We start from the raw sequence: 13,378 nt of genomic DNA on the forward strand, positions 1-13,378 counted from the left end.
CGCTACCGTTACAGTAATTGTGTAAAAAATATTAATTAATTTACATTAATAATACAATTCAAACACTTACTTAGTGGTTCATTTGAGCTTTGATCAAATCACCAATAGTCTTAGGACCATTGTCTGAAGATGCTGTAGCTGTCTTGTTCAAGTTAGCTACCGCTTCTTTTTCTTCAGCTTCGTCTTTCGCTTTGATAGACAAGTTGATAGAACGTGATTTACGGTCTACGTTGATGATTTTAGCTTCAACTTCTTGACCAACTTCAAGGAACTTAGTTGCATCTTCAACGCGGTCGCGGTTGATTTCAGATGCTTTAAGAGTCGCTTCAACTTCGTCAGCTAACTTAACAGTAGCGCCTTTAGCGTCAACTGCAGTTACAGTACCTTTAACAAGCGCACCGCGTTCGTTAGCAGCTAAGAAATCGTTGAACGGATCGCTGTTCATTTGTTTGATGCCAAGGCTGATACGGTTGCCTTCAGCGTCTACTGAAAGGATAACCGCTTCAACTGTGTCACCTTTCTTGTAACGACGGATAGCTTCTTCGCCTTGTTCGTTCCAAGAAATGTCAGACAAGTGAACTAGACCATCGATACCGCCTGGTAAACCGATGAAGATACCGAAGTCAGTGATTGACTTGATCGTACCTGAAACTTTTTCACCTTTGTCGTGTTCTTTAGCAAACTCTTCCCATGGGTTAGCACGAGTTTGTTTGATACCAAGAGAAATACGACGACGCTCTTCATCAACTTCAAGAACCATAACGTCAACTTCGTCACCGATCTGAACAACTTTAGATGGGTGGATGTTTTTGTTAGTGTGGTCCATTTCTGAAACGTGTACTAAGCCTTCAACGCCTTCAGCGATTTCAGCGAAGCAACCGTAGTCAGTTAAGTTAGTTACACGAGCTTTAACGATAGAACCTTTAGGGTAACGGTTCATGATCGCTAACCATGGATCTTCGCCTAATTGTTTAAGGCCTAAAGATACGCGGTTACGTTCGCGGTCGAATTTAAGTACTTTAACAGTAACTTCTTGACCAACTTCAACAACTTCTGAAGGGTGCTTGATACGTTTCCAAGCCATGTCAGTGATGTGAAGAAGACCATCAATACCGCCAAGGTCAACGAACGCGCCGTAGTCAGTAAGATTTTTAATAGTACCAGTAACTGTTTGACCTTCTTCAAGCTGAGCAAGAAGAGCTTCACGGTCAGCTGAAGATTCAGCTTCCATAACAGCACGACGAGATACAACAACGTTGTTACGTTTAGCATCAAGTTTGATTACTTTAAATTCTAACTCTTTACCTTCTAAGTGAGTAGTATCACGAATAGGACGAGTATCAACTAAAGAACCTGGAAGGAACGCACGAACTGGACCGATGTCAACAGTGAAACCGCCTTTAACCTTACCAGAGATAACACCAGTAACGATTTCGCCGTCTTCAAAGATTTTTTCAAGTTTAGTCCAAGTTTCAGCACGTTTCGCTTTTTCACGTGATAAAACTGTTTGACCCATACCGTTGTCAAGAGCTTCAACAACTACGTCAACAGTGTCGCCAACTTGAACTTCAAGTTCACGTTGTTCATTTAAGAATTCAGCGCGGTCAACAATACCTTCTGATTTAAGGCCAGTGTCAACTGTTACCCAGTCAGAGTCGATATTTACTACAACGCCTTGGATGACAGCACCCTTTTCAACGTTGAGGTTTAATTCGCTTTCTTCAAAGAGGGCTGCAAAAGATTCGGTCATGATATACCTAGTAAAGTCAGCGGTCTTGGATCAGACAAGGCCGGTTTAATTAAGCGTCTACATAGTCCGTATAAGACTGATCAAGCTATGCTTCTGCTGAAAATTCTTTAGTTTGCTAATTGCTGATCGATGTAATTCGTCATCAGCGTAAATACTTCATCAATACTCAAAGTTGAACTATCAATGAAATAAGCATCTGGCGCAGGCTTGAGTGGAGCGACTGTGCGTTCCATATCTCGCTTATCACGCGCTTCGATATTAGCTAAAATGTCGTTTATTTTAACATCCACGCCCATAGCCTGCAACTGATTTACACGGCGCTCCGCACGGGACTGAGCAGAAGCCGTTAAATAAATCTTGGCTTGGGCATTTGGAAAAATCGTTGTTGCCATATCACGGCCATCTGCAACCAAACCAGGTGCTTGGGCAAAGGCATGCTGACGTTCTAAAAGCGCAGTTCTAAGTACAGGAATTGCAGCAACTTTTGAGGCATACTCTCCGACTCTCTCTGTACGGATAACTTTTGAGACATCTTCACCGTCTAAAAGCACTGAAACACCTGTTTCATTTGTCACAAATTGTATGTCTAAATTTGTTGCAATTTTTACGCACTCATCGAGCTTTGAGTCTAATGCATCAATTAAGTCTTGCTTATGCAATGACAATCCCAACAGACGATATAACGCACCTGAATCGAGTAAGTGGAACTGATAATGTGCCGCAATTTTTGCTGCCAATGTTCCTTTACCTGAGCCACTTGGGCCATCAATTGTAATGATTTGAACTGTCATTGCTCTTCCACTTTTGTTTATACGGTTTTTGCAAGTTTTGAAAAACCAATTTTAATCGCTGACTTCAGTTGCGCAAGGATTAATTGACTAACGAATGGCGCACGCGCCTGTAATTCAATCGTATAAGTGACTAAAGTACGCGCAGCATCGATCGCTTCGAATTGAATCACACCCAAATGATGTTTCACCAATGGGTTTTTAATAATTTTATATTCAATACGTTGGTTTGGCTCAAGTAAGGTAATTTGCTCTTGTAACGGTTTCACTGGCCCAAAGCCCATACGGCGCACAGAACCCACACCATCAGGACGCTCAGGATCTACTGAATCTTTAACACGCACCACTTGAATCGGCGCAAAAGCCACGTTGTAGGTCGAATGTTTTGAAAGTAAGTCAAAAACTTGCTCGACCGGTGCATTAAATTCTTTTTTTACTTGAATGGATTTCATGGTGTACCCTATTTTATTTGACAATATTAATTGTCAGTAGAGTTTACTTGATTTTTTAAATTAAGTTCAGTCAAAGTGGCTTTTTCCTGTAACTTCATCAGTCGTTTTTGTTCACGACGCATTTTAAAAAAATCACTTAATTGTTGGGAGCATTGCGCTTGTAGGCAACCATGCTCAAACTCAAAGATATGGTTATAGTAGCCTGAATTTAATAATTGACGCGAACTGACCAAAGAACCTGCTTTAGGCTCAGTCGTCGCAAATACCACACGTTTAATTCTCGAATGTACCAAAGCACCCACACACATTGTGCATGGCTCCAATGTTACATATAAGGTTGCATCATCGGGTAAACGGTAATTATCGATATTTAAACAAGCTTGACGCAAAGCTTGTACTTCCGCATGCGCGGTGGGATCTTTCAAAGAAATAGGTGCATTAAACCCTGCACCTATGACTTGATTTTGACTCACAATCACTGCACCTACAGGAATTTCTTGCAATTCGGCAGCTTGCGCAGCTTGCTCGAAAGCAAGCTGCATCCAGTGTTCATCACTATATAAGTTTTGTTCAGACATCAATTAATAAATTACACCATACTGTCTTAACAGTGCATTCCAACTGTCAATATTGGTTACAGGAGGATCGTCAGCCAAAATCCCTTTAAGGGAAAGGTCTGTACCTTTTTTCCACTCTGGGGAGAGATCTTTATCAACAAGACGTGCACGCACACCTTCCACAAAGTCCGCATGACGAATTTTCCACTCTGAAATTTGAGTTTCTAGTTCAAACACTTCATTCCAAGAATGCACTTTTTTCCCCCACTGCCACAATAACCATGTTAATGCTGCGGTTGCAGGTGAACCTTTTTGCAGATTTTCACTGGCTTGGCGTAGCCAATCACTGCGTGCATCGCTTAAACCAATAATTGATTCATAGTCATGTTCAAAATTGTGCCCACGGCACACACTCTGAATCACATCTAATGAATTTTGTAATGGGCCCGGCCCCACAGGACGATGCATACTATTTAAAGTGTCATCAATGGCACGGAAATCGCCCGCTGGATAATGATCCCAATCAATATTGATGACAGTTTCAAGTACGTTATCACGCTGTGCATCGCAAATGTGGGTTGCCCAGCCGATACCATAAGCACCTGCTGCGGTCATAATCGAGCCTGTTAATCCCGTAAACAAACCAATAGCACCACGGTCAGCTAGGAAACGCGTCGCACCTACATCTGGATACAAACCGATATTAATTTCAGGCATTGCTAAACGCGAATAAGGTGTCACCAAACGGAAAGGTGCGGCCATAAATAGACCTAAACCACCACCCATGACATAACCTTCGCCCCAAACCAAAATCGGCTTTGCATAGTTATGCAGCAGCAAATCTAGGGCATATTCTTGTTCAAAGAATTTATTCGCCGTTTCAACTTCATCATTGACCACCAATTGTCGCAATTTGCGTACATCGCCACCTGCACAAAATGCTTTCGGCGTAGTGGAATCCAACCAAATCGCTTTAACAGCATCATCATGTTGAAAGTCCTGAAAGACTTCAAGCAATGCTGTACAGATAGATTCATCTAATGCATGAAGCGATTTTGGGCGATTCAGGCGAACAATGCGCCAGCCCTTTTTCGCTTCTTCCACAATCAGATCTGGGTGATAATTTTTTGAAACGGGAGAATAAGTCATGCGTCCAGCTGCCAGTCTATTGGCTCAATGCCATTTTGTTTAAGATAATTATTACTTTTTGAGAACACCTTACAACCAAAAAAACCACCGCGGTTTGCAGCCAAAGGAGATGGATGCGCGGCTTTTAGCACCAAGTGCTTATTTTGGTCAATGCGTTGTCCCTTACGCTGTGCATATGCCCCCCATAAAATAAAGACAATATGCTCACGTTGCTCATTTAAAACATCAATCACATGGTCTGTAAAATCCTCCCAGCCACGTTTTTGATGTGAAGTTGGTTGCCCAGCCTCAACAGTCAGTACCGCATTTAAAAGCAAAACACCTTGTTCTGCCCAGCGTGTTAAGTCCCCATGTTTTGACACAGGCACCCCAAGGTCGGTATTTAACTCATGGAAAATATTACGTAAAGAAGGTGGTAATGCAACCCCCTTTTGTACCGAAAAACTCAAGCCATGTGCCTGATTTGGCCCATGATACGGGTCTTGGCCTAAAATCACCACCTTTACATTCGCCATAGGCGTCGTGTTTAAGGCATTAAAAATCAGCGGATTCGGTGGATAAATCACTTTATCCTGTTTGATTTGTTGTAGCAGAAAGTCTTTTAACTCATCCATGCGGGGGCTAAGCAGAAACTCACTTAGGCCATATTTCCAGCTAGCATCAAGCTGCACTTTAGCGAGTTTTGCTTGTTGCTCTTCTGTTAAAGACATCACTGTTAACTAATCCTAATAAAACCAAATATTTACTTAAATTTTAACTTGTAAATCAACTGCAGGGTTTAAAAATTTTTGACCCTGTTTTAATTTTTCATACATCTGGGGATCGTTCCATTCCGACTGAACCTGTTCGGAAAAGACGATTTGATCTAACTGCAACAGCCCCATTTGTGCGTTGTCGATATCTTCTAAAAAGCTTTGCGCATAGCCTGTGTCCGTCTCATGTACGATCACAGAATACACTTCAACATCACCCTCACCATTTTGAGTTTCTGTTGATTTTAGAACTTGTTGTGCCAAGTAAAAGAAGATCCGTGAAAACTGTTCTGCTGAAGGCGATACGGGTAGTTGAACCCAACGTGCGCTGAACTGTTTGCAGGCACGAATGTACTCGGCATCATCATGTTGCCAAAAACAAATCGCGTGATCAAAACTGTCAAATAAGTCTTTAATTACCCCTTTGAGCAAACCGAAATCGTAAACCATTTGTCCATGGTCAAGTTTCGACGCTTTGAGCAATAATTCGACTTTATAACTGTGTCCATGAATGGAACGTTTGCAACGGTCTGACGTGCAATTACGCACGATATGCGCGTTTTCAAACTTAAATAACTTACGAATTAACATATGTCGTAATGCAATCAAATAATCTATGGGTTCTCAGAGATTATAATGCAAAAGTCTAACAAGAGGCATTAATTTTGCTGTTCAGCACAATTGGGAAAAGGCATCATGAAAATTTAGCGATATTTAAGACCTAAAATGGCGCCATACTGCGAAAAGCCACATATACATCTTTATCTTTTCGCACTAACTCACTGGTAAATTGACGCTTTCTTTCATTTAAAATAATTTCAATTTGCGCTTTAAAATAGTTCGACTGCACACCCAATTGTGAATTTAAAACTTCCCGATTTTCTGTGCTCACCTGTGCAAATGGCTCCATTGCCCATAAATCATTGATATTTTCGAAATGTTCAAATTTGGCAGCTTTTTGTTGCAAAGCTTGCTCAACGGCATTGACATCTAAACGATCATCCATAGTCGCTAACAAAAATGCAGGAGCGGTATTAATGTTTACCGTTGTTTCATGCGAGGGCAAGCTACTCACATAGGGCGCAATCAGTTTATATTGAGCACCTTCAAAACCACGGACTGATTTCAGTTCTTCCACACTATGGAATTTTGCATTTGGCGGTAGTGCCGCATTATTTAAACCACGATAGTACGCCAGCTCTGCTCCCATCGGGCCAGAGGTCTCATCATCTTCATCTTGCCAATCAATCACGGCTTGACTTAATTCTGCGGGTAAACCAACACGCTGCAATATTTTTTCAAACCATAGCTTTGCTTTGTCATTTACCACACCCTCTTCTGAAACCAAGCTATTAAGGTTAAATTTTCCAGATTCGTCTTGGAGCACACCTGCAACAGTTCCACCTTCCACTGGAAAGGCTGGCATAGGCTGAGCCCAATTTTCTTGGAGGTGATCCACCTGCCCTGCATTTTCGGCATCATTCACCAAAAGTTCAGCAAAAAATGCTTCGGCACTTTTCGCATATAACAACGACTGATTTTGGCGCATCACATAAGCGGTATTTTCAGAAGTATTGGCTTGTTGTTTTGCGATGCCTGCTGCAACTATGGTTGCCAAAGCTACCATCATCAGGATAGTTAACAAAGCGATGCCGCGTTGCTGTTTCATACGCAACTCCGAACTTCAAATGACCCCACAACCTGACCGTTAACCATTCTTATTTTTATCCAATAAAAAATCAGTATTTAACAAACTGAATAGCCATTCATAGTCTGTCCCATCGACTGTGAGTTGCATCCTAATGCCGCGTGGTAACAGTTGTATGGTTTTTTCATTATTCATATCTGCAGCTGAATCTGGCCAACTGTCCAACTCACTTGGATTGAGTACCGTGATTTTATATTGTTCAATATTATCCAGTAAAACACTCGAATCTGGCTGATCATGCCCCGTTTGGTTGAGATTTTTAAATTTTAGCCGATACAATTTTTTTTCATCAGCTTTGTATTGATATTCCACTCGCTCGTCAGGTGCAATGCCCTGATTTAATGGATCAGTGACACCTGTCTTACTGAAATTAAATCGGCCATTTTGCAATACTAACGCTGGTTGAATATCTCCATTAATATTGGCAGTTAAGGGCACAGCTTGTACTGTGTCTCTGAGAATTTGCTGATGGGCATCTTGCAACTGACTCAGCCTTGCCTCATGGGTTGCGTTTCGTTCCTTCACTTTCGAGACATAATCAAAAACCTTCCAACCCAAAGCAGACAGCACTGCGAAAATAGCAATCGCAACCAAAAGCTCAACTAAGGTAAATCCTGCTTGATTCTTCATTCCTTGCTGTACAAGCACAGGCATATCTTGAGATGTACGTTTTTTTCTAGTTATTATTTTCATCCAACGGAGCCTTATAGTTAAAGAACACCAAACTGCTAATCCCTGCTTCAACATCGCCTGTTTCAGCATTCATCAAACTCACTTGGATATCAATCCGTTGTACATTTGGACTAATGGTGGCTTGGGCTTTTTTGTCAATTTGCCATTGTTCGCCTTGTTCAGTGACTTGTTTAGATGCAGTACCCGTCATCCATTCACGATTGATTTCCATCTTAGCGATTTCATTCAACGCGACAAATTGTGCTTTATTTCTTAAAATTGCGTGTGCTGTCGACTGTGTATATTGCATCGCAACATTAGACAAAGCCATTGCCGCAGTCGCAAAAATCGCCAATGCCACCATGACTTCAAGTAGCGTAAACCCTTTAGCCCGCATTAACTTTCCCTAAATGATCGATTTCGATTTCATTACCAATGGGACGTTCTTCAAAATAAAACTGTATACGCACAGGCTTTACCTCACCATTGCCCAACCAAATCAACTTGGGTGCATTGGTATTTAACAAATCATCATTATTGGCATTTGGATACTGCTGATCTAAAGGCTGAATCGTAAAAGAGACATTTTCAGGTAATACTCGGGTTTCAAAATCTTTATAGTTTTGCCATTTATTATTCTGATTTAAAATACTATTTTCTACACGTTTTTGTTCTGGTAAATATTCTTGTACCGCATAGCTTTGCGTGTTGACATCCGTTCCAGCGTTTTGCTGTAAGGCCAATATCAAAGCTTGATCATTTGCATCGCGTAAAATTCGTTTCAGATCCATCACAAACACTTCGCGTGCTTGCATGGCTTTGCGTTGATCTGTTCCACCGATATTCAAAAGCACCAATGAGGCCATGATGCCCATAATCACAATCACCACCATCAATTCTACGAGGGTGAAGCCACGAACCGATGATAGTGATGCTATTTTCATAAGCAGCCTTTAAGCGAACTGAGCAACCGCATGCACTTGTTTTGGTAAGGCCAAGGCTTGATCAATATAAGCAACCCGCAAGGTGTCTCTTGAACCCAAATAACGCTGATAAAAACTTGAATTCAAAATTGCTGCAGCGCCATGTGTAAGTGACCAAATCGAAGCAAGATAATCACGTACTGGCATGCTACTTTGAATCGACTCCAAATAACGCTCAGTCATACGGATGATCAATCTTAGACGCTGTTTGCGTACCTGATATAGTTCACTAAACAAGTGCTGAATACCCACACCCGTTGTCGATAAACGCTCTTCAATTTGGTGAAACAACACAGTACGTTCTGGGTGATGTAAGTGATGCAACATAAAGAAAGCAAGGTGTTCAGGAAAAGCTTTATCGGTGTCTTTAATCATTTCCAATAACATGCGTTCATTACGAATAATGAGCAACATATATAGTTCATCTTTACTTTGAAAATGTTTATATAACGTCCCTTTTGCCAAGTCGAGTTCTGCCGCTAGCGCATCTAGTGTCATCCCTGCTTCGCCATTTTCCAATAGCAGCTGCTCTGCCACTTGGAAAATTAATGCCTCTCTTGCTCTAAACTGAGCTTGACGATCCATCTTCACCCTATACTCTCTTACTCTTATATCAATTCAAATTATTTACTTAAGATTGAGGAGATTTTCAAAGTTTTGCATTGTAATGAAAGCCATCTCTTCAATTGACTTATCATATACATCACTTAAGGCTTTGGCTACATAAGGAACGTATTTTGGTTCATTAGACTTTCCTCTATAGGGCATCGGTGCAAGGTATGGGCTATCTGTTTCAATCAGCACGCGATCCAGTGGCACTTGCTTGGCCACATCACGCAAATCTTGTGCATTTTTAAAAGAAACAATGCCTGAAAATGACACGTAATAACCACAATCTAAGACAGCTTTTGCCGTTTCCCAATCTTCAGTAAAACAATGCAAAATACCGTGAGTAGATTTCTCTGCACGGATAATATCCACCGTATCATGCTTTGCAGAACGAGTATGTACAACCACCGGTTTTTTCACGGCTTGCGATGCGCGAATATGGCGGGCAAAACATTCTTTTTGCTCTGCAACAAAGTCGGTACTATGAAAATAGTCCAGCCCTGTTTCACCAATCGCCCAAACCTTTTCAGGTTGTGCTAATTCAATGAGATATTCTTCTGTTGCCCGAGCCATCGTTGCAGGATCTTCACATGGGTGCACCCCAACGGAATAACCCACATCAGCATGACGTGATGCAATTTTTGAAAGTTCGATATGGTCATCTAGATCAACCGAGATACTCATAAATTTTGAGACCCCGGCTTGACGAGCCTGATCCAATGCAAGATCTAAATTACCCTCATAAGGGCTTAAGTCAAGCATGGTTAAATGGCAATGGGTATCTACAAACACAATATGTACCTACAAGTCTTCACTGTTGTAACTACATAGTGTAACTTCTACGCCCCTCAGATTTAAGCCCTGCAAGTAAACGTTCTGCTTCTGTTTTGAAATAAACGCCTTTTTCGCCGCTTAATTGAATTCCAAAGCCTTGTGGTTTAATGCCATTTTGCTTTTGCGAAATCCAAATCACTTTCCCTGTCAAAGGAATTTTTATACTTTGTTCAGGCAAAGTCGCCAATAAGAAAACCTCATCACCCATTTTCACAGCTTGCTTTGATGGTACAAATAAACCGCCACCAACGACATAAGGCATGTAGCTCGCAAAAAGTGTTTCCACATCTGGAATATTAGCGTGAACAATCCCGCCCATACGTGGTTGCATGATGTTTCCCCTTAATTAAACATTCATCAGTTTGATGCAAAGCTCATCTACGACCAGATTCCCCTGTACGTTCTGCTCGATGAACCGCTTAGACTGCTGTAATTCTGTATAAATCCCAAAGAGTGTTTCGAGCGAATATTGCTCTGCCAACACTCCAAAATCCAAATCTATATTTTTTATGGATTGATTTAGCTTGACACAAATTATATCGGACAACAAGTATTCAAACATTTGACTAAAATCACTAAAACTCAGTGCTTTATTCCACTTGGTCGCAATTGCCATCGGCATGTTTTTTTGTGTCACAAGTTTTTGCCAATCTTGTAGAAATTCTTGGCGCATATTTAACCATTCACTACTTGCCAATGAAATCGCTTGTAATGGCATTTGACTGGCTAAGTTCATGAGAACTTTGCGCTGAGTTTCACCACTATCGGGCAAATGCTGCTGTAAATAAAGTTGTGATTGTTCTGGTTCGATACGATCCAATGCATAGTGCTGCATTCGACTACGAATTGTTGCTGGCAATTTCAAATAATGCTCTGCCAACAACATAATCACAATCCGTTCGCCCGGCTCTTCCAGTGTCTTCAACAAAGCATTCGATGACGCAATGTTTAATGCTTCAGCAGGCTCAATCAACACAACTCGCCAACCATCCACGGTTTGTTGTACAAAGGGCAATAAATCACGAATTTTTTCGATTTTAATTTTGGCATTTTGCTTTTTATTGTCTTCATCTGTACTGATGTGGACAAAATTTGGATGTGTATCTGACTTTAACCACTGACAACTCCCACACTCACCACATGGCTCAGTTCGCTCATCACGTTTTTGACACAGCACCCAAGCAAGAAATTGTTTTGTAAATGCCTCTTTACCACAGCCTTTTTTGCCATACAAAAGCACGCCATGCCCCAGTTGTGGAAAACGGCTGGTTAATGTATTCCATGTATTTTGCTGCCAAGGGTACACTTGCGCCACAATGTCATTTTGCATAAATCGTTTAACCTTATTCGAAGTTTGAAACATCCATTTGGTTCAAACGATCAAGGTCAGCTTGAGTGTCTACGCCCGGTGGAAGATTCGCTTCTGCCACAGCAATGGCAATACGGTGACCATTTTCCAAAACGCGTAATTGTTCAAGGCTTTCTAATTTTTCTAGTACACCCATATCCCAAGTGACATATTCTTGTAGCAGTTTTACGCGGTATGCATAAAGTCCTAAATGACGAAAGGCTTGATCATGCAAGGTTTGTTCTACTTGCTTTGCACCATCACGGTCATAAGGAATAGTCGCACGACTGAAATACAGCGCTTGATTGTGCTTTGACATCACCACTTTGACGATACTGTCACGTTGAAACTCATCCAGACTATGAATCGGCTCACAGAGTGTCGACATTGAACATGTCGGCTGATCAACGAGTAATTGTGCAACTTGTTTTACCAATTGAGCGGGAAGCAAAGGTTCATCGCCCTGCACATTGACAATAATGTCATCACTTGCCCAACCTTTGATGCGTGCAACTTCACTTAAACGATCTGTCCCAGATGGATGCTCTGTAGAAGTCAATACCACATCAACCCCTTCCGCACGACACACTGCGGCAATACGTTCATCATCTGTAGCAACACAAAGGTCATCGAATCCTGCAACTTTTTTGGCTTGATCAACCACACGTAAAATCATCGGACGGCCATGAATTTCAAGCAATGGCTTACCTGGTAAACGTGAACTTGAAAAACGTGCAGGAATAACAATATGTTTCATAAATTAAATGCCTTCGGGAAGTTTCAGACCCAGTTGTTTCAACTGTGCATGCAAAGTTTCATAACACGCAGGTGATAACACTGCATCTACAGGAACAACCCATATTTCTCTTTTAAAATCTGGATTATTTTTGAGGATCGCTAAAATTTTAACTGCATCTTTTTCAGTGGTAATGATGGGATTGGCATCTTCAAACTGCAAATCACTCAGTTCATATTCATAATGATCTGGAAATTCATGACATTGAAATTGATGAATCCCCATATTTTCTAAGGTTTTATAAAATCGTTGCGGAAATCCGATACCCACCACAGCATAGAAATCTTTGTTTGCATCAAATGTCGTCACAAGATCTTTATTGAGCAAATAAGGCTGCGCCGCTTCTAGGTGCATATTCAGTGGAGAACTTGGATCTGCTGAATGCTCAATGACCGTTCCACTGGCAAGACGCTTTTTCGGTTCACGCAAATAACCTTCGGGTAATAATTTTTCATTGCCTAAACCACGGTTATTATCCAGTACGATCCACTCCAACTGACGTTGAAGCGCCCAATGCTGCAAACCATCATCACAGATGATCAAATCCAATTCATGCTTGGATAGTAGCAGCTCAATACTTTGCTGGCGATTTGGACCGACCGCCATTGGCACACCTGTAGACTGAACGATTAAGCTCGGTTCATCACCCACGATTTCAGCCGTCGAGTCTAAATCGACATAAGCCGGAAATGGTCCTTGACCACCATAGCCACGACTGATCACACCAACACGCAGGTTTAAGCTATTTAAATAACTGACCAAGTGAATGAGCAAGGGGGTTTTGCCACTCCCACCCACTGTGATATTTCCAATGACCATGACTGGAATAGGCGCTTTATAGCTTTGCTTAATACCTGATTGATAGAGTTTTTTATTAAGTAAAAATCCGCCACGATAAAGCCATGACAAAGGTCTAAACACAATGAGCCACTTTGCCTGTTCATTCCAAGCATCCTGAATCAATTGTGCAAAAGACATGA

At 41.4% G+C, this 13,378-nt stretch carries 17 protein-coding genes; all 17 read right to left on the reverse strand.

The annotated features are described in order from the left end of the window. Positions 1 to 70: 70 nt before the first annotated feature. The 17 genes from rpsA to lpxK all read right to left on the reverse strand — a co-directional run bounded on the left by rpsA (position 71) and on the right by lpxK (position 13,376). On the reverse strand, positions 71 to 1,750 hold the full coding sequence (gene rpsA / locus FTT85_RS05435; RefSeq protein WP_168378903.1) for a 30S ribosomal protein S1: 1,680 nt from the start codon (positions 1,748 to 1,750) through the stop codon (positions 71 to 73). A gap of 107 nt (positions 1,751 to 1,857) precedes the next feature. Next, positions 1,858 to 2,541 carry a (d)CMP kinase gene (gene cmk, locus FTT85_RS05440; RefSeq protein ID WP_180022534.1) on the reverse strand — a complete coding sequence of 228 codons (684 nt, stop codon included), beginning with the start codon at positions 2,539 to 2,541 and terminating at the stop codon, positions 1,858 to 1,860. A 17-nt stretch (positions 2,542 to 2,558) separates the two neighbouring features. Further along, positions 2,559 to 2,990, reverse strand: a complete 432-nt coding sequence (locus tag FTT85_RS05445; RefSeq protein WP_180183066.1) for an SRPBCC family protein — start codon at positions 2,988 to 2,990, stop codon at positions 2,559 to 2,561. Between the two features lie 26 nt (positions 2,991 to 3,016). Further along, positions 3,017 to 3,568: a tRNA adenosine(34) deaminase TadA gene (gene tadA, locus FTT85_RS05450; protein ID WP_078193658.1), complete on the reverse strand. Its 552-nt coding sequence runs from the start codon at positions 3,566 to 3,568 to the stop codon at positions 3,017 to 3,019. A 3-nt stretch (positions 3,569 to 3,571) separates the two neighbouring features. Continuing rightward, positions 3,572 to 4,696 (reverse strand): enoyl-CoA hydratase/isomerase family protein, encoded by a 1,125-nt coding sequence (locus FTT85_RS05455; protein WP_180183067.1) that lies wholly within the window; start codon positions 4,694 to 4,696, stop codon positions 3,572 to 3,574. Beyond that, complete coding sequence (ung, locus tag FTT85_RS05460) at positions 4,693 to 5,406, reverse strand: uracil-DNA glycosylase (RefSeq protein ID WP_180007388.1); 714 nt, start codon at positions 5,404 to 5,406, stop codon at positions 4,693 to 4,695. Before ung ends, FTT85_RS05455 begins: the two co-directional genes overlap by 4 nt. A 36-nt stretch (positions 5,407 to 5,442) precedes the next feature. After that, positions 5,443 to 6,039 carry a 6-carboxytetrahydropterin synthase gene (locus tag FTT85_RS05465; RefSeq protein ID WP_180007335.1) on the reverse strand — a complete coding sequence of 199 codons (597 nt, stop codon included), beginning with the start codon at positions 6,037 to 6,039 and terminating at the stop codon, positions 5,443 to 5,445. A 130-nt stretch (positions 6,040 to 6,169) separates the two neighbouring features. After that, positions 6,170 to 7,117 carry a type II secretion system minor pseudopilin GspK gene (gspK, locus tag FTT85_RS05470; RefSeq protein WP_180183068.1) on the reverse strand — a complete coding sequence of 316 codons (948 nt, stop codon included), beginning with the start codon at positions 7,115 to 7,117 and terminating at the stop codon, positions 6,170 to 6,172. Between the two features lie 39 nt (positions 7,118 to 7,156). After that, positions 7,157 to 7,786: a type II secretion system minor pseudopilin GspJ gene (gspJ, locus tag FTT85_RS05475; RefSeq protein ID WP_180183098.1), complete on the reverse strand. Its 630-nt coding sequence runs from the start codon at positions 7,784 to 7,786 to the stop codon at positions 7,157 to 7,159. 46 nt (positions 7,787 to 7,832) lie between these two features. After that, the gene (gspI, locus tag FTT85_RS05480) at positions 7,833 to 8,225 is read right to left on the reverse strand and encodes a type II secretion system minor pseudopilin GspI (protein WP_078188947.1); all 393 of its coding nucleotides are present in this window, start codon (positions 8,223 to 8,225) and stop codon (positions 7,833 to 7,835) included. Further along, entirely contained in the window at positions 8,215 to 8,772 is a 558-nt protein-coding gene (locus tag FTT85_RS05485) for a type II secretion system protein (protein WP_180183069.1), read from the reverse strand. Before FTT85_RS05485 ends, gspI begins: the two co-directional genes overlap by 11 nt. Positions 8,773 to 8,781: 9 nt before the next feature. Continuing rightward, a complete protein-coding gene (locus FTT85_RS05490; RefSeq protein ID WP_168378896.1) occupies positions 8,782 to 9,396 on the reverse strand; it encodes a TetR/AcrR family transcriptional regulator in 615 nt (204 codons plus the stop codon). A gap of 42 nt (positions 9,397 to 9,438) precedes the next feature. Beyond that, positions 9,439 to 10,212, reverse strand: coding sequence for a TatD family hydrolase (locus FTT85_RS05495; protein ID WP_180022528.1), 774 nt, complete (start codon positions 10,210 to 10,212; stop codon positions 9,439 to 9,441). Positions 10,213 to 10,243: 31 nt separating this feature from the next. Further along, positions 10,244 to 10,585 carry a PilZ domain-containing protein gene (locus FTT85_RS05500; protein ID WP_111885061.1) on the reverse strand — a complete coding sequence of 114 codons (342 nt, stop codon included), beginning with the start codon at positions 10,583 to 10,585 and terminating at the stop codon, positions 10,244 to 10,246. A gap of 15 nt (positions 10,586 to 10,600) precedes the next feature. Then, on the reverse strand, positions 10,601 to 11,584 hold the full coding sequence (locus FTT85_RS05505; protein ID WP_180183070.1) for a DNA polymerase III subunit delta': 984 nt from the start codon (positions 11,582 to 11,584) through the stop codon (positions 10,601 to 10,603). A 13-nt stretch (positions 11,585 to 11,597) separates the two neighbouring features. After that, a complete protein-coding gene (gene kdsB, locus FTT85_RS05510; RefSeq protein ID WP_180183071.1) occupies positions 11,598 to 12,359 on the reverse strand; it encodes a 3-deoxy-manno-octulosonate cytidylyltransferase in 762 nt (253 codons plus the stop codon). Between the two features lie 3 nt (positions 12,360 to 12,362). Next, complete coding sequence (lpxK, locus tag FTT85_RS05515; RefSeq protein ID WP_180026941.1) at positions 12,363 to 13,376, reverse strand: tetraacyldisaccharide 4'-kinase; 1,014 nt, start codon at positions 13,374 to 13,376, stop codon at positions 12,363 to 12,365. Positions 13,377 to 13,378 lie beyond the last annotated feature (2 nt).

The organism is Acinetobacter sp. YH01020, from assembly GCF_013420275.1.
Taxonomy (GTDB): Bacteria; Pseudomonadota; Gammaproteobacteria; order Pseudomonadales; family Moraxellaceae; genus Acinetobacter; species Acinetobacter amyesii.